The following is an 18,385-nucleotide window of genomic DNA, read 5'->3' as shown; positions in this document are numbered from 1 at the left end:
GCGAGCCGCGGCAAGACGCCTAGGGCGCTGTCGGGGACACGTGGATCTTGTGGCCCTCCCCGGCGCGGAACTTCTTGATCGCCTCGGCGTAGTCCGCCAGCGGCAGCGTCGCGGACACCAGCTGCTCGACGTCGAGCGCACCGGAGGCGATCAGCTCGATCGCCGGCTGAAAACCGTTGTGCACGGCCATCGAACCGAGGATGTCGATCTCCTCGTGGTAGACCCGGAACGGCGAGAAGCTCGCCGTCGCGTTCGGGTCCGAGACGCCGAACTGCAGGAACGTTCCGCCCTTGCGGACCCGGCCGAGGCCGTCCTCGATCGCGGGCACCGCGCCGGTGGCGTCGATGACCACGTCGTAGCCGTCGGGCTGTTCCAACGCGACGGCAGAGGTGGTCACGCGGTCGGCGGCGAACGACAGCGCGAAGTCGAGGCGCGAGGCGTTGAGGTCGACCATCGACACCGACGCGGCCCCGGATCGGCGCACCAGCGCCGCCATCAGCAGGCCCATCGTGCCCGCCCCGTAGATCAGGTAGTGCGAGCCGGGCAGCCTCGGCAACCGGCTCACTCCGTGAACCGCGCAGGACAGCGGCTCGACCATCGCCGCGGCCGTGTAGGAAACCGTCGACGGCAGCGCGAAGCAGATGTCCGCGGGAACGGCGACCAGTTCCGCCGCCGCGCCCGACCGGCTCACGCCGATGGCGTCCCAGACCTGGCAGAGGTTTCCGCGTCCCGCCCGGCACCAGCGGCAGGTGCCGCACGGCAGGTTCGGGTTGACCGCGACGCGGTCGCCGACCGCGAGGCCGCTCACGCCCTCGCCGACCTCCACGACCTCGCCGGCGAACTCGTGCCCGGGAGTCAGCGGGTAGTCCGTGGGCAGGACGCCGTCGACCAGGTGCAGATCTGTTCCGCACAGTCCGCAGGCGTGCACCCGCACGACCACCTGCCCGCCGGCCGGTGTTGGGTCCGCGACGTCCTTGACGACTGCCTGACCTGGTCCTTCGATCACTACTGCTTGCAAGATCACTCATCCCGGTTCCGCGTGCCCTCGGCGCACGCCCGCTGGTGCACACCGACCGGAGGGCCGCGGTCCGACCGCTCCGTCGCGATGTGCCGCACAAGCTAGCTCCGAGTTAAGCGCTTAGGCAAGCGCTTAACATCATGGTGATTTCCCAACCCGAAACCGGGAACGAGGGATTGCACGAGGCCGAGAACGGATTGTTCGGGCGCACGCCGGAGTCGGCGCCATCCGCGCTCGACAACACCCGGCAGGCTCGCCGGACGCTCTGAAACCGTTGAGCGACAACGGGTCAGGTCGGCGGCAGATCTTCACCATGCGCGCCGCGGGCAGTGGTCGGGGCAGTCCGGGTCCGAATCGTCCGGGCTTCTCGGCAGTCGATCATGACCGGTCCGGACCAGGACTGCCCCTGGCAACAGCTCGTACCGAGCTGGTCTACTTCTTGAAGCCGGTGCCGTGGATCCCGTGCTTCTCGATCACGGCGAGCTCCTCATCCGTCAGCGGCGGGAACTCCAGGGCTTGGACGTTGTGGTCGAGCTGCCAGACCGAGCTAGCGCCGATGAGCGCGGAGGTGACCTCCGTCCGGCGCAGCACCCACTGCAGCGCGAGCTGGGCCAGCGACTGGCCGCGCTGCTGGGCGAGGTCGTTGAGGGCCGCCGCGCGCTCGCGGTAGGTCTCGTCGATGACGTCGGGCGACAGGAACGCGCTGTTCTCCGCGCGCGCCCCGGAGGGGACGCCATCGAGGTACTTGTCGGTGAGCAGGCCCTGCGCCAGCGGCGAGTACACGACCAGGCCGAAACCGTCATCGGCGGCGAGATCGAGCAGTCCGTTGTTCTCCGGCGTTCGGTCGAAGATCGAGTAGCGCGGCTGGTGGACCAGCAGCGGCACACCCGCCTCCCGGAGCAGCCCGGCGGCGCGGTGCGCGCGGTCCGGCTGGTAGTTGGAGAGGGCGACGTAGAGCGCCTTGCCCTGCTGCACCGCGCTGACCAGAGCACCCACCGTCTCCTCCAGCGGGGTGCTCTCGTCCGGGCTGTGGCTGTAGAAGATGTCGACGTGGTCGGTGCCCAGATCGCGCAGGCTGTGCTCCAGCGACGACAGCAACGACTTCCGGGAGCCGCCCTTCTGGTACGGGCCGGGCCCGATGGGGTTGCCCGCCTTCGTCGACAGGATCAGCTCGTCGCGGTGCGGCGCCAGGTCCTTGGCCAGCACCTTCCCGAAGAACTTCTGCGCCGCGCGGTGCGGCGGGCCGTACCGGTCGGCGTTGTCGAAGTGCGTGATGCCCAGGTCGAAGGCGTGCAGCACGATATCGCGCTGCGTCTCGTACGGGTGGTCGGTCCCGAACTTCTGCCACAGGCCGAAGGAGAACGCGGGCAGGTCCAATCCGGACGCCCCAGCGCGCCGGTACTCCATCTTCTCGTAGCGGTCCTCGCTCGCCGCGTAGGTCTTCTCGAAAGCCCCGTGGCCCATCGGTCGTCTTCCTCCGGTCTGTCGGGTTCACTTCCCTGGACCGCACGCGCGGGCCAGGTCACGACCCGTCATGCAACCACTTCGGACGCCGGGGATCAGCTCGATCGTCTCGGGCCTCACAGGGCAGGAAGCGGCCGGCGGGTTCAGCCCGAACCCGCCGGCCACTCGGGCGCTCAGCGCCGCTTCGCGTACTCGCTGGCGCCGTACCAGTCGACGATGACAACGTCCTCGTCACCCACCACCCAGGCGTCGTGGCCCTGCGGCAGGGAGCTGACGGATCCGGGGCCGACGTCGAACTCGTTGCCGTCTGACATCTTCACGTGCAACGTTCCCGACACGTGGTACTGGAAGTGGGGTGCCTCGCACCAGTCGGTGCCCGCGATGGGTTTGACGTCCTGGCTCCACTGCCATCCGGGGTGCAGCACGAGACGCCCAATGGTGCCACCTGCCATCTCGAGCACCTCGGCGCGGCCGTGCTCGAACTGGCGTTCGTCGTCGGGGCGGTCGAACCCGCGGCACTCGACCGCTTGCGTGCTGTGCATGGTCATGAATAGCTCCTTCCGAACGCTATCTGACCAGCGTGTGCCCGCCGCGAAACGGGAGCCAGGGGCTTTCTGCCCCGCCCCTCACGCCGGCCCGACGGTGACCCGGAAGTTGCCGCGCTGGACGTGCATCGTCCAAAGCCTCTCGGCCAGCGCGTCCGGAGCGAACATCGGGTCTCCCCCGCCGATGGTTCCGGGAACGATGAGCTGCCCGACGTGGACCCGCGGAGCGAGGGCGTCGTGCAGCATCGCGCCGTAGGCGGACTCACCGGCGAACGCGACGGAGGTGCCAGCGACGTTGCCGTTGGGTGTTGCCGCGCTGCCGCCGTTGACCAGCAGGATCGTGCCCTTGCCCAGCTCGCTCATCCCGGGCAGCACCTGCTGCACCGCGGTGACCGAACCGTGGAGGGAGAACTCGACGGCGGCGGCGAAGTCATCGACGCCGGTGTTGAGCACGGGGCGCAGGAATTCCCGGCGCGGGGCCGGGCTGTACTGCAGGACCTCGATCGGGCCGAGATCGTCGGCGGCGGATTTCAGCGCCTCCACCACGCGTTCCCGGTCCTGCACGTCGGCCGCGTACCCGAGAGCCCGGACCCCGTCCGCGCCGAGTTCGGCGGCGAGGCGGTCGACGTTGTCCTGCGTTCGCGAGATCAACGCGGCGGAGAAGCCCTCCCGCCCGAACCTGCGCGCCGCGGCGGCGCCCAGTCCAGGACCGGCACCGATGATCGCGATGGTGGTCATGGCTCCCCTTTCATCGGACGACCTCCGGCACATCCTGCCTTGCCCCTCGGATGCGCCAACCCCATGCAACACCTCCGCACCCGCTCCAGCGAGGCCGTCAGGCCGGTACTTCCGTCGGGAGTCCGGTCAGGGTCTCGCGAGTCGCGGTCATGCGCTCGCGGTACCTCTCGACCGAAACGAGTGCGACCTGCTCGTAGCCCCGGATATTCGCTGGCAACGCCGCCGCCTGCCACTTCTTCGCCGACAGGTTCGAGGACAAGCCAGCTGAACCCACCTGCTAGCACCTCGCGTGGACGCCACCAACGCTGGCGCGTGCGCGGGCTCGTCAGCTCGCGTCGCCGAGGACTTCGTCGATGCCGTCGCCGGTGCGCCAGTCCCGGAGCAACCGCTGGAACGCGGCGGGGCCGGGGCCGAAGGTGCGGCGCGGGCGGGCCGAGCCCTCGTTGTTGTAGTAGCCCGGCGTGCATTCGGCGTCGAACCAGCCGCGCTCGGGCGAGGAAGCCTCGATCGTGGCAACCCAGTCGATTTCGGCGTCCACCGCGGGTTCGACGCACTTCACACCGCGCTCGCGCGCTGCGGCGATGACCGCGCCGACGTGGATCGCCTGCTCGTCGAGCACGTGGACGAAGTTCACCGATGGGGCGTTCTGCAGCGCTCCCAGGTGGAACAGGTTCGGAAAACCGTTGCTGCAGAAGCCGTGCAGCGTCCGAACTCCGTTCTCGCGCCAGGCGTCGAGCAGCCGCGTGCCGTTCCTGCCGTGGACCGGGAGGCGACCGGTCATGACGTCGGACTTGCCGACCTCGAAGCCGGTCGCGAAGATCACGCAGTCCACTTCGTACTCCTGCCCGCCGACGACCACGGAGGTCTCGGTGAACCGCTGCACCCCGCCGTGGTCGGCGGTGTCGACCAGCGCGACGTTGGGGCGGTTGAACGCCGTGAGGTACTCGTCGCTGAAGGTGGGCCGTTTGCAGCCGTACCGGTACCACGGCTTGAGCAGCTCGGCCGTGGCCGGATCGTCCACGACCTCCTCGACCCTCGCGCGCAGCCGGTTCATCTTCTCGAAGTCGAGCAGTTCCTCGACCCGCTCCCACTCGTCGACGTCCCAGTCCGCGCGCGCGTCCGTGGCGATGATCTTGCCGAGCACGTTCGCGCTCGCCGTCCAGGCGTCATCGACGAGGTCTACCTCAACCGGCTGCCCGGTCACGACGGCCTGGAAGTTCTCCCGCCGCCGCTGGTGCCAACCGGGTTCCAACGAGGCCGCCCACTCCGGATCGGTCGGCCGGTTGTCGCGCACGTCCACGGAGGACGGCGTGCGCTGGAAGACGTGGAGCCGCGCCGAGTCCCGCGCGACGTGCGGCACGACCTGGATCGCGGTCGCACCGGTGCCGATGATCGCGACTCGCTTGTCGGCCAGCCCGTCCAGCCCGCCGTCCGGCCCGCCCCCGGTGTAGCCGTAGTCCCAGCGGCTGGTGTGGAAGGTGTGCCCGCGGAAGGACTCGATGCCCGGGATGCCCGGCAGCTTCGGGTGATCGAGCGTGCCGTTGGAGACGACCACGTAGGTCGCCCGCATCTCGTCACCCCGGTCGGTGCGCACGATCCACTCACCGTCGTCCCAGCGGAGCTCGGTGACGCCCGTCTGGAAGCACGCGTCGCGGTAGAGGTCGAAGGTGCGGCCGATCGCCATCGCGTGCTGCCGGATCTCCTCCCCCGGCGAGTACTTCCACTTCGGCACGTAGCCCACCTCCTCCAGCAGCGGGAGGTAGACGTAGGACTCGATGTCGCAGTGGATGCCCGGGTAGCGGTTCCAGTACCAGGTCCCGCCGAAGTCGCCGCCCTTCTCGATGATCCGAATCCGCTCCAGCCCAGCTTGGCGCAGTCGCGCACCCGCGCACAAGCCGCCGAACCCACCACCGAGCACGACCGCGTCGACCCGGTCGTGGAGCGGTTGCCTGCTGAGCTCCTCGGCGTGCGGGTCCTCGGCGTAGTAGCCGAAGCTCCCTCCGGCCCGCGCGTACTGCGCGCTTCCGTCGGGCCGCACCCTGCGTTCACGCTCCGCGCGGTACCGCTGACGCAGCGCGTCGACCTCGGCGTCGGAGAACTCGGGAATCGAGGGAGGGAGCGTCGACATCGCGGCCTTTCTCGCTGCGCGCCTGCGTCCACGGGGCGCGACGACCTCAGGTTTAAGTCAGTTGACTTATTCCAAGTTAGCACGTCACGCCTCGGCGATTCGAACCAGAGCCGACGCACCGGGCGGGCGGCGCGGTCAGCGAGCCAGGCGGCGAGAAGGCGCCGGCGATGACCGGAGCGACGCGGAGGTCCTCGACGGCCACCACCGGCGGAGGCGCGATCAGCACATCGGCGAGGGTGATTCGCTCTCCGACCTGCTCTTGCGCAGGTGGTGGGCACGCCGGGTCAACCAGTGGTTCAGGGCCAGCAGGAAGAAGGCGAGCAGGGCGAGGCCGAATTGGGTCCACTCCGGCAAGGTGACCTCCATGAGCGTCCGGTCAGCCGTCGTTCTCGCGTGGCGGTCCGGGGTTGCGGTGTTCCAGTGCGTACTCGGTGGCGATGCGGAGCAGCATCTCCTTCTCCGTGCGCAGGAGCTTGTTCTCCGTGCGCAGCCATTCGAGCTCGCGACGTTCGGTCGCGGACAACTCGCCGGTCGTCATCGCAACGGGTCGAAAGGCCGCAGTGCGGCTCGACGTTCGCCGGTGACGATCTGCTCCGACAGCAAGCGCCCGGTGATCGGCCCGAGCGTGAGCCCCCACATCCCGTGCCCTCCGGCGATGTGGACACCTGGCATCTTCGACGCCCCGATCAGCGGCAGGCCGTCCGCGGTGACCGGCCGGGGACCAACCCACTCGTCGTGGCGGCCGTCCCAGTCCACGCCGCGCAGGAACGGCCGCGCGGACTGCACGATCGCCTCGATGCGGCGACGATCGAGCGCGGCGTCGGGCGAGCGGAACTCCATGGTGCCCGCCACGCGCAGACCACCCTGGTACGGCGTGCAGGCGACCCGCACCGCCGGCAGGTAGATCGGGCCGGGCACGGGTTCTTCCACGGGCAGGGTGAACGAATAGCCGCGCCCGGCGCGCACCCGCCGCCTGACCCCGGTCTTCACGGCGATCTCCGGGAGCCACGCACCCGTGGCCAGCACGACCGAATCCGCTGCTGCGTAGTCGTTCTGCGTGGATCTCACGATCAGCCTGCCACCGTCGCGGACGATGTCCCGCACGGTGAACCCGGTGTGGATCCGTCCGCCTCGGCCCTCGACGGCCTCGGCGAGCGACCGGGTGAACACACCCGGGTCGACGTAGCGCTGGCCCTCGATTCGGAGCACTCTGCTCACCAACGACGAGAGCTGCGGAACCTCGGACGCGGCCGCGTCGGCGAACCACGTCTCCTGGCCGCTGAGGCGGGCCCGCTCGAACTCCTCCAGCAGTTCTCCTGCCTGCTCGGGCTTCTCGAAGGCGGCCATGACCGCAGCGGTCTCGGTGTGCGCTGCGACCCCGCCCTTGGCGAGTTCGTCGAAGGCGTCGAGGCAGTCCTCGTTGAGGCCCGCCAGCGACCGCATGGACCGCTGCCAGGTGCGGTGCGTGCAATTCCGCGCGAAGCCCGCGAGGAACGCCCACAGGCCCGGGTCCACGGTTCGGGGCACGTGCAGCGGGGCGGTGGGGTCGAACAGCGAGCGCAGACCGTAGCGCAGCACGGCGGGTTCGGGCAGCGGAACGCTGAAGGCGGGGGCGACGTAGCCCGCGTTGCCCCACGACGCGCCAGCGGCGACACCGCTGCGATCCACGACCGTCACATCGACGCCGTGCTCCTGCAGGAACCACGCGGTCGAAAGTCCGACCACCCCGGCACCCACGACGACGACCGTTCCCGGCGCGCCGCCCACTGCAGACCCCATGACCCCACTCCCTCTCGTCGCCACGAAGCATGCTCGACCACGACCTGGAGGGCACTGTGGATTCCGCACAACCAATCAGCCGCCGGTTGTGCGGGTTCCACTACTGCTCGGCGGAGAGAGCGATGACCAACGCGAGCCGGGTGTCCGGGTCCTCCAGGTCGAGGGCACCCACCTGCGTCACCTTGCGCATCCGGTTGCGCACCGTGTTCGGGTGGATCTCCAGGCGAGCGGCCGCGGCACCGAGATCGCCCTGCACCTCCAGCCAGGTCCGCAGCGTCGTGGTCAGCCGGGTTCCCTGCTCCTGGTCGTGCCTGCGCAGTTCGGCCACCGGCCCCCGCGCGGGCGTGCGCCCACCTGCGGCGACGTGCTGCAGTCGGCGGAGCAGGATCTCGTGCCAGGAATCGTCGTAGACCACGACCGGCGATCCCCTCGGCTTCGCGGCGTGGACCGCCAGGCCCTCGTCCGCCTCCCGCCTGCTGTCGACGAGTTCGTCCGGGCTCGCGGGGCCACCGATCCCGGCGAAGACCTGCACGCCCTCGGGCATCTCGCGCGCGAGCGCCCGCACCCATTCGCGCGCGGCTGCACCGTCCTCGTGGGGCAGGATCGTGTAGACGGTGTTGGCGAACAGGGCGCTGCGACCGGGCCGCGACCAGCCGAAACCCACTGTCGCGAGTTCGAAGACGAGCAGCGCCGCCGAGTCGTGCTCCCCCTGGTTGTGCGCCTGGACCGCCACGACGCGGAACCGGTCGCCGCGAAAACCGAGCCTGCTCAGCACGGTGGCGACGTCGGAGTGGCCCTCGACCAGCCCGATCACCAGGTCCGATTCGACCTGACGCTCCAGGTCCGCGCTCGCGCGCGTGCGCAGCAGGTGCGCGGCGGCGGTTCGGGACGCCTGCACGAGGGCCGTCTGGCGCTCGGCGTCCAGCGGCGACGACGTCCCGACCCAGATCGAGCCGAGCAGCGCCTTGCCCGCGCGGACAGCGACCACAGCCCGTCCCCGCCGGGTGCCGGAGGGCTCGACGAACACCGGTTCGTCGGAGTCGGCGAGGTGCTGGAACACCCCGCGCTCGCTGAGCTCGCGGCGGACCTCCTCCGGCACCCGCCTGCCCAGGATCGTTTCCAGCCTGGCCTGGTCGGCCGTCTCCTGGCGCCGCGAGTAGGCGAGGACGCCCGAGCGGTGGTCTTCGATCGTGACCGGACCGCCGACCGATTCGGCCAGCGCGTCGGCCAGCGCGAACAGGTCCGTCGGCCCCCGGCCCGCCTCGGTCTCGCGGCCTTCGAGCACCAGTCCGTAGACCACGCCCGCGAGCTGTCCCCAGGACACGGCGGGGTCGACGAGCAACACCGCGACCTCCCGCTCCCTGGCGACGGCGAGCGCGTTCTCCTCGATCCGGTCGAACCGGAACACCACGACCACGGCGCTGGTCTCGGACAGCACCTCTGCTGCTCGCGGCCCGTCGACACCCACGGCGAGCAGCACTTCATCACCACCCGGCACCTGCTCTGCCGGGTCGTGCAGCGCCACCGCCCGCAACTCGGTCGATCGACTGCGCGGCGAGCACACCAGCCGCGCCCCGTACCCACCGAGGACGTTGATCAGTCGGTCCAGCTTGACCATGCACCCATGATCAGGCTTCGAGCGCTGAGCGCAGGGCCGGGGTCGTTCCGGCCGAACCGGGTTGGACTTCGGCCGCGCGCGCGGTGCACCAAGACCACAACGTCCCGGACCTCCGCGAAGCGCAGTTGTGGCGATCCGAGTCGCCACCTCGCACTCGACGATGCCTCGCGGTCGGCGGGTGCCACCGCTTCCGCCATAGCGCACCCGACCTCTCCTCCACGCCGCCGACATGACCACGCAGTCCACGAGCAGGGTCGAGCCGACGCATGACGCCGGTGGTCGTCCGGTCCCGCGGGCTCCGCTCATCGCTGTCCACGCCCGGACGACGATAGCGCTTGCACGATCGGAGTACCGGGGATCGGGGACTGGACAGCTTGCACAGCGTGGCGCTGCTCCTGCTCGGCAGAGCGGACAACCTGAGCAGTCGCGGAACGCACTGTTGCACGGTCGCGACCCGGTGCGCACTCTTTCGTTCATGGACGACGCAGATCTCCGCGAGCTCTTCCGCCTGATGATGGTGACGCGCCGCCTCGACGAGGAGGCGGTCGCGTTGCAGCGGCAGGGCGTGCTGCCCGCCTACGCTCCGGTCAGGGGTCAGGAGGCCGCTCAGATCGGGAGCGCGGCAGCGCTGGACCGCACCCGCGACTTCGCCTTCCCCACCTACCGCGAGCTGGGCGCGGCGGTCGCGCTGGGGGTGGACCCAGTCGCCTACATGGCCATGCACCTCAACATCTGGCACGGCGGCCTCTACGACCCGAACGTCGCCCGCCTCGCGCCGCCGAACGCCGTCGTGGGCGGACCCGTGCTGCACGCCGTGGGCTGGGCGATGGGCGCGAAGCTGGACGGCACCGGTGGGGCTGCGCTGACCTACTTCGGTGACGGCGCCAGCTCGCAGGGCGACGTGCACGAGGCGATGAACTTCGCCGGCGCCTACCACTTGCCGGTGGTGTTCTTCTGCCAGAACAACGGCTGGGCGATCTCGCTGCCCACCGGGCACCAGGTCGCGGGTGGTTCGGTCGCGGCGCGCGCAGCTGGATACGGCATCGAGGGCCTGCGCGTGGACGGCAACGACGTCACCGCGGTGTTCGAGGCGACCCGGGCCGCGCTCGAACGGGGCCGCGCGGGTGGTGGGCCCACGGTGATCGAGGCGATGACCTACCGGCTCGGCCCGCACTCCACATCGGACGATCCGAGCCGCTACCGCAGCGCCGAGGAGGAACGCCTCCGCGCCGAGCAGGACCCGATCACCCGGGCGATGCGATCGGTGTCCGCCGAGGAGATCGCCGACGCCGAGGAGCACGCCGCCGCTGTCGTGCGCAAGACGACCGCGGGCTTGCACGCGATGCAGCCGCCACCGGCCGACGAGCTGTTCAGCTTCGTCTACCGAGAACCGACCGCTGCTCTGCTCGACCAGCACCGCGCTTGGAAGGAGTCGCAGGATGCCTGAGCTTTCGCTGCAGCAGGCGCTCAACACCGCGCTGCGCCACGCTTGCGAGGACGACGACCGGGTGCTGATCTTCGGTGAGGACGTGGGCACCCTCGGCGGCGTGTTCCGGGTGACCGACGGCCTGCAGGACAAGTTCGGCGAGCAGCGGGTCTTCGACACCCCGCTGGCGGAGTCGGCGATCATGGGCATGTCGGTGGGTTTGGCGATGGCGGGCTGGCGCCCGGTTCCGGAGATCCAGTTCGACGGCTTCAGCTACCCGGCGATCGACCAGATCGTCAACCAGGTGGCGCGCATGCACTACCGCAGCCGGGGCGCGCTGGGAATGCCGATCACGCTGCGGCTGCCCAGTTTCGGCGGGATCCGGGCGCCGGAGCACCACGGGGAGAGCTTGGAGTCGCTGTTCGCGCACGTTCCCGGCCTCAAGGTCGCCGCGCCGTCGGGGCCGTCGGAGGGCTACCACCTGCTCCGCCAGGCGATCGCCGACCCGGACCCGGTGATCTTCATGGAGCCCAAGTCCCGCTACTGGCAGCGGGAGGACTTCGACCCGGCCGAGCCGGTCGAGGCCTTGCCTGTCGGGCGCAGCCGGGTGGTGCGCCGGGGCAGGCACGCCACGCTCGTCGCCTGGGGCGCGATGGTGTCGCGCTGCGAGCAGGTCGCCGAGCTCGCCGCGGAAGACGGCGTGGAGCTGGAGGTCCTGGACCTGCGCTGGCTCAAACCGATCGACGCCGAAGGGCTGGGCGAATCCGTGGCCCGCACCCGCCGCGCCGTCGTCGTGCACGAGGCGCCGCTGACCGCCGGCCTGGGCGGCGAGGTGTCCGCGCTGATCACCGAACGCTGCTTCGGAGACCTGCGCTCCCCCGTTCAGCGCGTCGCGGGCTTCGACGTGCCCTACCCGTCTGGTTCGCTGGAGGACGAGTACCTGCCCAGCGTCGACCGCATCTTGACCGCCGTGCAGACAACATTGGAGTACCGCCGTGGCTGAAGTGACCTTCCCGCTGCCCGACCTCGGCGAAGGGCTGATCAGCGCCAGGATCCTGGAATGGCTCGTGGCCGAGGGCGAGTGGGTGGAGCGCAACGCCCCGCTGGTGGAGCTGGAGACCACCAAGTCCGCGGTGGAGATCCCTTCGCCGCAGACCGGCCGCGTGTCGCGGCTGCACGTCGGCGAGGACGAGGAGCTCGCGGTCGGAGCCCCGCTGGTGACGTTCACCGTCGAAGACCACGCGGGCATCGTCGGCACGGTTCCGGTCGACCACGAGCCGCAGCGGCGCGTCCGCCTGACCCCGCCGGAGGACTGACCGATGCCTGCGACCGCTCGTGACGGCGTGAAGCTCTGGTACGACAGCGATCCCGGTACCCGTCCGGTGCTGTTCCTGCACGGATTCGCCTCCGATTCGGAGCAGACGTGGGAGCGCACCGGCTGGCTCCGCGCGGTCGCCGATCGCGGCCACGTGGTCACCGACCTGCGCGGACACGGCCAGAGCGAGCGCGCCACGACGGGCTACTCCCCCGACGAACTCGCCCGCGACGTCCTCGCCGTGCTCGACGCGGCGGAGGTGCCCGCGGTGGACGTGGTGACCTATTCGATGGGCGGCGTCGTCGGCTGGGCCCTGGCCCGGCTGGCCCCCGCCCGGGTCCGCGCCCTCGCGCTCGGTGGGATCGGAGGCACCCCGGTCCAGCGCGAGTCCATGCTCCGCGTCCAGCAGGCCCTCTCCGGCGGGGAGGACCTCGTCCCGTGCATCGAAGGCATGGCCGGCCACCGCCTCTCCGGCCGGCCCCCGGCGCGCACCCTGTTCGCAGCAGGGGACGACGACGAAGTGGCCGCGGACGCCCGCTCCTTCGCAACGAGCCTGAACGTCCCGTACGTCTCCCTGGGCCGCCGCAACCACTTCAACGCCGTCTCGGGCAGGGCCTTCAAGACCTCGGCCCTCGAATTCTTCGACGGCTGAGGGGTGTTGCGGTCCGTGACGTCGGTCCCGCGGGCTTTTCCGTTGCGCTGAGCGGAATTTTATGGCTCTTCCAGCGTGCCGCTAGCGTTCGGTTCATGGATGGGAACTTCCGGTCGGCCGGAGAGCTGGCTGCCGCGTTGCGCGCTGGTGAGGTGTCCTCGGTGGAACTGACCGAGGCGGCGATCGCTGGGATCGAGCGGGATGACGGAGCGATCAACGCGATCTGCGTGTCCGACTTCGACCGTGCCCGGGCGGCTGCGCGTCATGCCGACCAAGCACGACGCCGGGCCGAGGATCGGCCGCTGCTGGGCGTTCCGGTGACGGTCAAGGAGTCCTACGACGTGGCCGGGATGCCCACGACCTGGGGCATGCCGCAGCACCGGGACTTCGTACCGGCCGAGGACGCGGTGCAGGTGTCACGGCTCAGAGCTGCCGGCGCGGTGGTGCTCGGCAAGACCAATGTGCCGTTGGGTCTGCAAGATCTGCAGAGCTTCAACGAGATCTACGGCACCACCAACAACCCGTGGGATCGCGGTCGCACGTCAGGCGGGTCCTCCGGCGGATCGGCGGCGGCCCTGGCATCCGGGTTCGGCGCGCTGTCCATCGGCTCCGACCTCGCCGGTTCGCTGCGCACCCCCGCGCACTTCTGCGGCGTCTACGCGCACAAGCCGACGATCGGACTGGCAGCGACCCGCGGCATGGTCCCGCCGCCCGGGCCGGCGTTGCCGGTCGACCTCGACCTCGCCGTCGTCGGTCCGATGGCGCGCACCGCCTGCGACCTCGCGCTCCTGCTCGACGTCATGGCCGGACCGGACCCGCTGACGCTGGGCAAGGCGCACCGCTTGGCGCTGCCGCCCGCGCGCCACGACCGTCTCTGCGACTTCCGGGTTCTGATCATCGACGAGCACCCGTTCATCGCGACCGGGGCCGCGGTGCGAGCGGGCATGAGCAGGGTGGTCGACGCGCTCGTCGCCGGTGGTGCCCGCGTCGAACGGCGCAGTCCCCTGCTGCCCGACCTTGCCGAAGCAGCGACGCTCTACACGCAGCTGCTGTTCTCCGGCTCCGTCGCGCGCTTCCCCGTCGACACGTACGAGCAGCTGCGGACCCGCGCCGCCCGTCTGAGTGCGGACGACCAGAGCCTCGACGCGGCGCGGCTGCGCGGGATGGTGTTGAGCCACCGCGACTGGATCGAGGTGAACGAACGTCGCGAGATCCACCGCCACGGCTGGCGGCAGCTGTTCGGCGAGTTCGATGCCGTGGTGTGTCCGATCACGCCGACTCCCGCGTTCCCGCACGACCACAACCCCGATCTGCTGGAACGCCGGCTCGACATCGACGGCGTCGGGCACCCGTACTTCGACCAGCTCGTCTGGGCGGGCCTGGCCACCATGCCCGGCCTGCCCTCCACCGCGATCCCCGCGGGCCGGTCCTCCGAAGGCCTCCCGGTGGGTGTGCAGCTCATCGGTCCGACGTTCGAGGACCGCACCCCGCTGCGGCTGGCCGAACTGCTCGAACAGCAGATCGGCGGCTTCCAGGCACCGGAGCAGGGCGAGGTGGGGCAGCCGTCGCGGTGAGCACCTGGGCGCAGCGGGTTCCGCCGACCGCGGCTCCTCAACCGGCCACTCCGGCGCGGCGTCCCGACGTCGCGCCGGAGCCACGAATCCGGATGCAGGGTCCGACTCGTATGCGGCGGAATCGCAACGAGGATTGCTGCGGTGTTCGGGTGCCCGATCACGGAGGTGTCAGGTCACCTGCGCTCACGGCAACGCACCACTGACCGAACTGAACCACTGAGCTCGTAGCCCAGCCCTCGCGCCGCTTCGCGCGGCGGGACGAGTGCGCGCGTGCCCCTCGAAATCGGATGGCCTGCCATGGCGATGCTGGCCAACGAGCCGATCGCGCTGCTCGTGCTCGTCTTCGCGCAGGGTGCGCTCTCGTTCGCGTTGCTCATCGCGCTCCCCTGCTCACCACCATCACGGTCGGCAGGAGCACCGACGTGCTCCGGTGACGCGTGCGAACGCCCCTCGACCGCCGAGGGACGCCGCACCCGCCCGCACGGGCCGGGAGTTCACTGGCCCGTGTTGAGGTGGTGTTCCAGCCACATGGTGTGGACCGGGCCTGCTGCCAGTTCCGGGTCATTGGTGAGTTCTCGGTGCAGGGTCGCTGTGCTGGCCACGCCTTCCACGTGGAACTCGGTGAGCGCTTGCCGGGCTCGGGCGTAGGCCTGGTCCCGGTCCTCGCCCCAGCAGATGATCTTCGCGATGAGCGAGTCGTAGAACGGGCTGATCCGGTCTCCCTGCGAGATGCCCGTGTCGACTCGGACTCCGGGCCCTCCGGGCAGCCGCAGGACGGTGATCTCGCCGGGCGTGGGGGCGAAATCGCGTTCCGGGTCCTCGGCGTTGATGCGCAGTTCGACGGCCGCGCCACGACGCTCGATCGAGGCCTGGTCCATCGACAGCGCTTCGCCGCCGGCGATGCGCAACTGCTCCGCGACGATGTCCACGCCGGTGATCGCCTCGGTGATCGGGTGCTCGACCTGGACCCGCGCGTTCATCTCGATGAAGTAGAAGTTGCCGTCACCGTCGACGAGGTACTCGACCGTGCCCGCGCCGCGGTACCCGACGTGCTCGGCCAGGCGCACCGCCGAGGCGGTGATGGCCTGCCTGGTCTCCTCGGGCAGCCCCGGTGCCGGTGCCTCCTCGATGAGCTTCTGCCTTCGCCGCTGCACCGAGCAATCCCGCTCGAAGAGGTGCACCACGTTGCCGTGGTCGTCGGCGAGGACCTGCACCTCCACGTGCCTGGCGTTGGCCACGGCGCGCTCCAGGTAGACCGCCGGATCCCCGAACGCCGAGCGCGCCTCCGCCTGTGCGGCGGGAAGCGCGTCCAGCAGACCTTCGAGGTCGTCAACCGGCCGGATGCCGCGCCCACCGCCGCCCGCGGCCGCCTTGAGCAGCAACGGGAATCCGATCTCCGCGGCCAGCCGGGGCACGTCGGCCGGATCGCTGATCGGGTCGGTTCCGGGCACCACCGGCACACCGGCCGAAGCGGCCGCACTGCGCGCGGCCGCCTTGTCACCCATCTGCTCCAGGACCGCCTGTCGAGGACCGATGAACACCAGCCCCGCTTCCTCGATCGCCCTGGCGAAAGCGCCGCTCTCGGAGAGGAAGCCGTAACCCGGGTGCACCGCATCGACCTCGGTGGCACGCGCCGCCTTCAGCAGCGCGTCCGGATCCAGGTACGACTTCTGCGCGGCGGAACGACCGATGTGCACCGCATCATCGGCCATCCGGACCCACTTCGAGTGCTCGTCGGCGTCGGAGTAGACCGCCACCGCTTCGACACCCGCCACGTGGCACGCACGGATCACCCGAACCGCGATCTCACCGCGGTTGGCCACCATCACTCGCCGCAGGCCGCTCATACGTCATCAACCTCAAACATCGTCTGGCCGATGTCCACCTCGTCACCGTCGTCGAGCAAGATCTTGCTGACCCGGCACTCGCGGTCGGCCTTGATCTCGTTGAAGGTCTTCATCACCTCGATGAGCCCGATCGTCTGCCCGGACCGCACCACGGTTCCGGGCTCGATGTACGGGTCCGCTTCGGGCGATGGGCGCCGGTAGAAAACACCGGGCATTTGAGCATCCACTGTGGACATCATTTCCCCCTCCGCCGGCTCTAGGCGCCGGCTACCGCCACCCGCGCTTTTTCAAGACGTGCACGCCGCTCCGACCGGGCGGCCACGGCACCATCGATGTCCACCCGCTCGAACTGCACCGCGCTGCCGGTCCTTGCCTGCGCCATCCGATCCCGGTCCACCGAGATCACGGTGCCGATGGTCGCGTAACCGCCACCGGTGACCGCGTCGTTGAGCAGCACGATCGGCTCGTCACCGCCGGGAACCTGCACCGACCCGACCGGGTAACCGAGGTCGACGACGTTGGCCTGGTCGCTTCCCGCGCCGAACGGCTGCTCCCGCTCCACGAACTCCAGCGAACCGCCGCGCAACCGGTAACCCACCCGGTCGGCGTCCTTGGTGACCCTCCACTCCGTGGTGAGGAACGACTCCAGCGCTCGTTCGGTCAACCGGTAGGCGCACAACCCGACGACCAACCGCAGCACGGTCGCTTCCGGGAACTCCGGGATGAGCTCGGCGGGGATCTCGGTGCCGAGCGCGGGCGACTCCACGGCCCCACCGAGCGGGAGCAGGTCCCCGTCGACCAGTGCCCGGCCTTCGAAACCGCCGATGCCGGTGAGCATGTAGGTCGAGCGCGAGCCGAGGTAGAGCGGCACGTCCACCCCGCCGCTGACCGCGATGTAGGGCCGGGCACCCGCGCGCACGGCCTTCACCGCCAGCACGTCACCGGACTTCACCCCCAGCGTCTGCCAGGTCGGCGCCGGTTCGCCGTTGATGGTGACGACGCTGTCGGCGCCGGTGACCGCGACGCTTCGGGAATCGGTGAACTCCACTTCCGGCCCGATGTAGGTCGCCTCCAGCACGGCGGCGCCGTCGGGGTTGCCGACCAGCATGTTCGCGACCGCGTAGGAGTACTGGTCCATCGCGCCCGAAGGTGGCATCCCGATTGCGTACTGGCCGTCCCGACCGGAGTCCTGAACGGTCGTGGACAGGCCGCTCGTGCGCACGATCAAGGAACTCATCTGTACAGCACCTCCAACAGCCCGCGGTTGACCGCGTCCGGGTCGGCGAGCAGTTCAGCCGGAACCAGTTCCGCCTCGCGGATCCTGTAGCGGAACCGGCCCTCCTCGACTTCCCCGCGCGTGCGGTCGTACTCGTCCCGGTCGATCGCCCGGTACCGCAGCACATCGCTGGGACGAGGGAACGCGATGTCGTCGGCGAAGTCCGGAAGCCGCTGCGCCAGGTCGAAGACCGGCGCGGGTGCGATCCCGAACAGCTGGTACCCGCCGGCGCCCCGCACCGGGTACACCACGGAGAACGCGCCGCCGTAACCGAAAGCGCGCTCCGGTGTGTCGGTGCGCGGGCGCACGTACTTGGGCACCTCGATCTGCCGCTCGCGCGGGACCATCTGGTAGCAGAACGGAAGCCCTGGCACGAACCCGAGCATGGTGACCAGGAACGGCGCCGAGGTGATCGACTCGATCAGCGACGGGACATCGGAGAACCCGTTGATCCGCGCGGCGTATTCGAGGTCGGTGACCTCGGGGTCCTGGTGGCGATCGCGGAACCTCATCAGGGTTTCGCGAGTCCACGGGTCGTCGAAGAGCACCGGCACGTCCACGATCCGGGTGCTCACCGCGTCATCGCTGCGCAGCTCACCGGCCGTGCGTTCCAGCCGGCGCAGTTCCTCCACGAGATCGGTCGGATGCAGGCGATCCGGATCCAACCGAACGAGGTAAGAGGCGTTGGACGGGCATATGTCGATGACCCCGTCGATGTTCTCCCGGCGCAACGCGCCGGTGATGGCCATCGCCTTGAGATTGGCCTCCAGGCTCATCTCGCGGTCGATCTCGACGAAGACGAACTCATCCCCGCCGAATTCGTACCGAGCCGGTGGTAGTTGAACCTCCATCACGGTCACGGCGCACCTCCGCATCCCCCGACGAGTGCAAGTCGAGAATGCGCCGCAGGACGGCTCGACGCAGCGCGTCGGTCACCAATCGACCACCTTCGAGTGAGAGGATAGGCTGATTGATCTGCGTGCGCAATCACCGGAAACTAAGGTG

18 protein-coding genes are annotated in these 18,385 nt (G+C 70.0%); 5 read left to right on the top strand and 13 right to left on the bottom strand.

Going from position 1 to position 18,385, the window contains the following annotated elements; genetic code table 11:
- Window positions 1-19 precede the first annotated feature (19 nt).
- The 9 genes from E1161_RS16320 to E1161_RS16290 all read right to left on the bottom strand — a co-directional run bounded on the left by E1161_RS16320 (window position 20) and on the right by E1161_RS16290 (window position 9,290).
- Window positions 20-1,018 (bottom strand): zinc-dependent alcohol dehydrogenase family protein, encoded by a 999-nt coding sequence (locus E1161_RS16320; RefSeq protein WP_132624150.1) that lies wholly within the window; start codon window positions 1,016-1,018, stop codon window positions 20-22.
- Window positions 1,019-1,450: 432 nt separating this feature from the next.
- Window positions 1,451-2,482: an aldo/keto reductase gene (locus E1161_RS16315; protein WP_132624149.1), complete on the bottom strand. Its 1,032-nt coding sequence runs from the start codon at window positions 2,480-2,482 to the stop codon at window positions 1,451-1,453.
- Window positions 2,483-2,655: 173 nt separating this feature from the next.
- A complete protein-coding gene (locus tag E1161_RS16310; protein WP_235875075.1) occupies window positions 2,656-3,030 on the bottom strand; it encodes a cupin domain-containing protein in 375 nt (124 codons plus the stop codon).
- Window positions 3,031-3,108: 78 nt separating this feature from the next.
- Window positions 3,109-3,765, bottom strand: a complete 657-nt coding sequence (locus E1161_RS16305) for an SDR family NAD(P)-dependent oxidoreductase (RefSeq protein WP_132624148.1) — start codon at window positions 3,763-3,765, stop codon at window positions 3,109-3,111.
- Window positions 3,766-4,090: 325 nt separating this feature from the next.
- A complete protein-coding gene (locus tag E1161_RS16300) occupies window positions 4,091-5,893 on the bottom strand; it encodes a flavin-containing monooxygenase (protein ID WP_132624147.1) in 1,803 nt (600 codons plus the stop codon).
- Between the two features lie 219 nt (window positions 5,894-6,112).
- On the bottom strand, window positions 6,113-6,247 hold the full coding sequence (locus E1161_RS28385) for a hypothetical protein (protein WP_268951397.1): 135 nt from the start codon (window positions 6,245-6,247) through the stop codon (window positions 6,113-6,115).
- Between the two features lie 22 nt (window positions 6,248-6,269).
- Window positions 6,270-6,431 carry a hypothetical protein gene (locus E1161_RS27215; protein WP_165939820.1) on the bottom strand — a complete coding sequence of 54 codons (162 nt, stop codon included), beginning with the start codon at window positions 6,429-6,431 and terminating at the stop codon, window positions 6,270-6,272.
- Window positions 6,428-7,672 carry an NAD(P)/FAD-dependent oxidoreductase gene (locus tag E1161_RS16295; protein WP_132624146.1) on the bottom strand — a complete coding sequence of 415 codons (1,245 nt, stop codon included), beginning with the start codon at window positions 7,670-7,672 and terminating at the stop codon, window positions 6,428-6,430. Before E1161_RS16295 ends, E1161_RS27215 begins: the two co-directional genes overlap by 4 nt.
- A 100-nt stretch (window positions 7,673-7,772) precedes the next feature.
- Entirely contained in the window at window positions 7,773-9,290 is a 1,518-nt protein-coding gene (locus E1161_RS16290) for a PucR family transcriptional regulator (RefSeq protein WP_132624145.1), read from the bottom strand.
- A gap of 475 nt (window positions 9,291-9,765) precedes the next feature.
- Here E1161_RS16290 and E1161_RS16285 point away from each other — a divergent pair, with 475 nt between their 5' ends.
- From E1161_RS16285 to E1161_RS16265, 5 genes are all read left to right on the top strand, one after another.
- Entirely contained in the window at window positions 9,766-10,737 is a 972-nt protein-coding gene (locus tag E1161_RS16285; RefSeq protein ID WP_235875074.1) for a thiamine pyrophosphate-dependent enzyme, read from the top strand.
- Entirely contained in the window at window positions 10,730-11,719 is a 990-nt protein-coding gene (locus tag E1161_RS16280; RefSeq protein ID WP_132624144.1) for an alpha-ketoacid dehydrogenase subunit beta, read from the top strand. Before E1161_RS16285 ends, E1161_RS16280 begins: the two co-directional genes overlap by 8 nt.
- Entirely contained in the window at window positions 11,712-12,032 is a 321-nt protein-coding gene (locus E1161_RS16275) for a biotin/lipoyl-containing protein (RefSeq protein WP_132624143.1), read from the top strand. Before E1161_RS16280 ends, E1161_RS16275 begins: the two co-directional genes overlap by 8 nt.
- A 3-nt stretch (window positions 12,033-12,035) precedes the next feature.
- Window positions 12,036-12,683: an alpha/beta fold hydrolase gene (locus E1161_RS16270; RefSeq protein ID WP_132624142.1), complete on the top strand. Its 648-nt coding sequence runs from the start codon at window positions 12,036-12,038 to the stop codon at window positions 12,681-12,683.
- Window positions 12,684-12,778: 95 nt separating this feature from the next.
- Entirely contained in the window at window positions 12,779-14,257 is a 1,479-nt protein-coding gene (locus tag E1161_RS16265) for an amidase (RefSeq protein WP_132624141.1), read from the top strand.
- A 494-nt stretch (window positions 14,258-14,751) separates the two neighbouring features.
- Here the strand turns inward: E1161_RS16265 and E1161_RS16255 are convergent, their stop codons facing one another.
- The 4 genes from E1161_RS16255 to E1161_RS16240 are packed head-to-tail and all read right to left on the bottom strand — an operon-like array spanning window position 14,752 to window position 18,231.
- On the bottom strand, window positions 14,752-16,104 hold the full coding sequence (locus E1161_RS16255; RefSeq protein ID WP_132624140.1) for an acetyl-CoA carboxylase biotin carboxylase subunit: 1,353 nt from the start codon (window positions 16,102-16,104) through the stop codon (window positions 14,752-14,754).
- Complete coding sequence (locus E1161_RS16250; RefSeq protein WP_165939819.1) at window positions 16,101-16,340, bottom strand: acetyl-CoA carboxylase; 240 nt, start codon at window positions 16,338-16,340, stop codon at window positions 16,101-16,103. Before E1161_RS16250 ends, E1161_RS16255 begins: the two co-directional genes overlap by 4 nt.
- A 20-nt stretch (window positions 16,341-16,360) precedes the next feature.
- On the bottom strand, window positions 16,361-17,341 hold the full coding sequence (locus tag E1161_RS16245; RefSeq protein WP_132624139.1) for a 5-oxoprolinase subunit C family protein: 981 nt from the start codon (window positions 17,339-17,341) through the stop codon (window positions 16,361-16,363).
- Complete coding sequence (locus E1161_RS16240) at window positions 17,338-18,231, bottom strand: 5-oxoprolinase subunit B family protein (protein WP_207920271.1); 894 nt, start codon at window positions 18,229-18,231, stop codon at window positions 17,338-17,340. Before E1161_RS16240 ends, E1161_RS16245 begins: the two co-directional genes overlap by 4 nt.
- Window positions 18,232-18,385: the final 154 nt, after the last annotated feature.

Source organism: Saccharopolyspora aridisoli, from assembly GCF_004348445.1.
GTDB classification, from domain to species: domain Bacteria; phylum Actinomycetota; class Actinomycetes; order Mycobacteriales; family Pseudonocardiaceae; genus Saccharopolyspora; species Saccharopolyspora aridisoli.
This window is presented reverse-complemented; position numbering and strand designations above follow the sequence as displayed.

Coding starts and splice junctions, on each gene's coding strand:
- E1161_RS16310 (WP_235875075.1), bottom strand. CDS start 3,030: ATGACCATGCACAGCACGCAAGCGGTCGAGTGCCGCGGGTTCGACCGC.
- E1161_RS16250 (WP_165939819.1), bottom strand. CDS start 16,340: ATGTCCACAGTGGATGCTCAAATGCCCGGTGTTTTCTACCGGCGCCCA.
- E1161_RS16285 (WP_235875074.1), top strand. CDS start 9,766: ATGGACGACGCAGATCTCCGCGAGCTCTTCCGCCTGATGATGGTGACG.
- E1161_RS16245 (WP_132624139.1), bottom strand. CDS start 17,341: ATGAGTTCCTTGATCGTGCGCACGAGCGGCCTGTCCACGACCGTTCAG.
- E1161_RS16280 (WP_132624144.1), top strand. CDS start 10,730: ATGCCTGAGCTTTCGCTGCAGCAGGCGCTCAACACCGCGCTGCGCCAC.
- E1161_RS16305 (WP_132624148.1), bottom strand. CDS start 3,765: ATGACCACCATCGCGATCATCGGTGCCGGTCCTGGACTGGGCGCCGCC.
- E1161_RS16300 (WP_132624147.1), bottom strand. CDS start 5,893: ATGTCGACGCTCCCTCCCTCGATTCCCGAGTTCTCCGACGCCGAGGTC.
- E1161_RS16295 (WP_132624146.1), bottom strand. CDS start 7,672: ATGGGGTCTGCAGTGGGCGGCGCGCCGGGAACGGTCGTCGTCGTGGGT.
- E1161_RS16315 (WP_132624149.1), bottom strand. CDS start 2,482: ATGGGCCACGGGGCTTTCGAGAAGACCTACGCGGCGAGCGAGGACCGC.
- E1161_RS16255 (WP_132624140.1), bottom strand. CDS start 16,104: ATGAGCGGCCTGCGGCGAGTGATGGTGGCCAACCGCGGTGAGATCGCG.
- E1161_RS27215 (WP_165939820.1), bottom strand. CDS start 6,431: ATGACGACCGGCGAGTTGTCCGCGACCGAACGTCGCGAGCTCGAATGG.
- E1161_RS16270 (WP_132624142.1), top strand. CDS start 12,036: ATGCCTGCGACCGCTCGTGACGGCGTGAAGCTCTGGTACGACAGCGAT.
- E1161_RS16265 (WP_132624141.1), top strand. CDS start 12,779: ATGGATGGGAACTTCCGGTCGGCCGGAGAGCTGGCTGCCGCGTTGCGC.
- E1161_RS16240 (WP_207920271.1), bottom strand. CDS start 18,231: ATGGAGGTTCAACTACCACCGGCTCGGTACGAATTCGGCGGGGATGAG.
- E1161_RS16290 (WP_132624145.1), bottom strand. CDS start 9,290: ATGGTCAAGCTGGACCGACTGATCAACGTCCTCGGTGGGTACGGGGCG.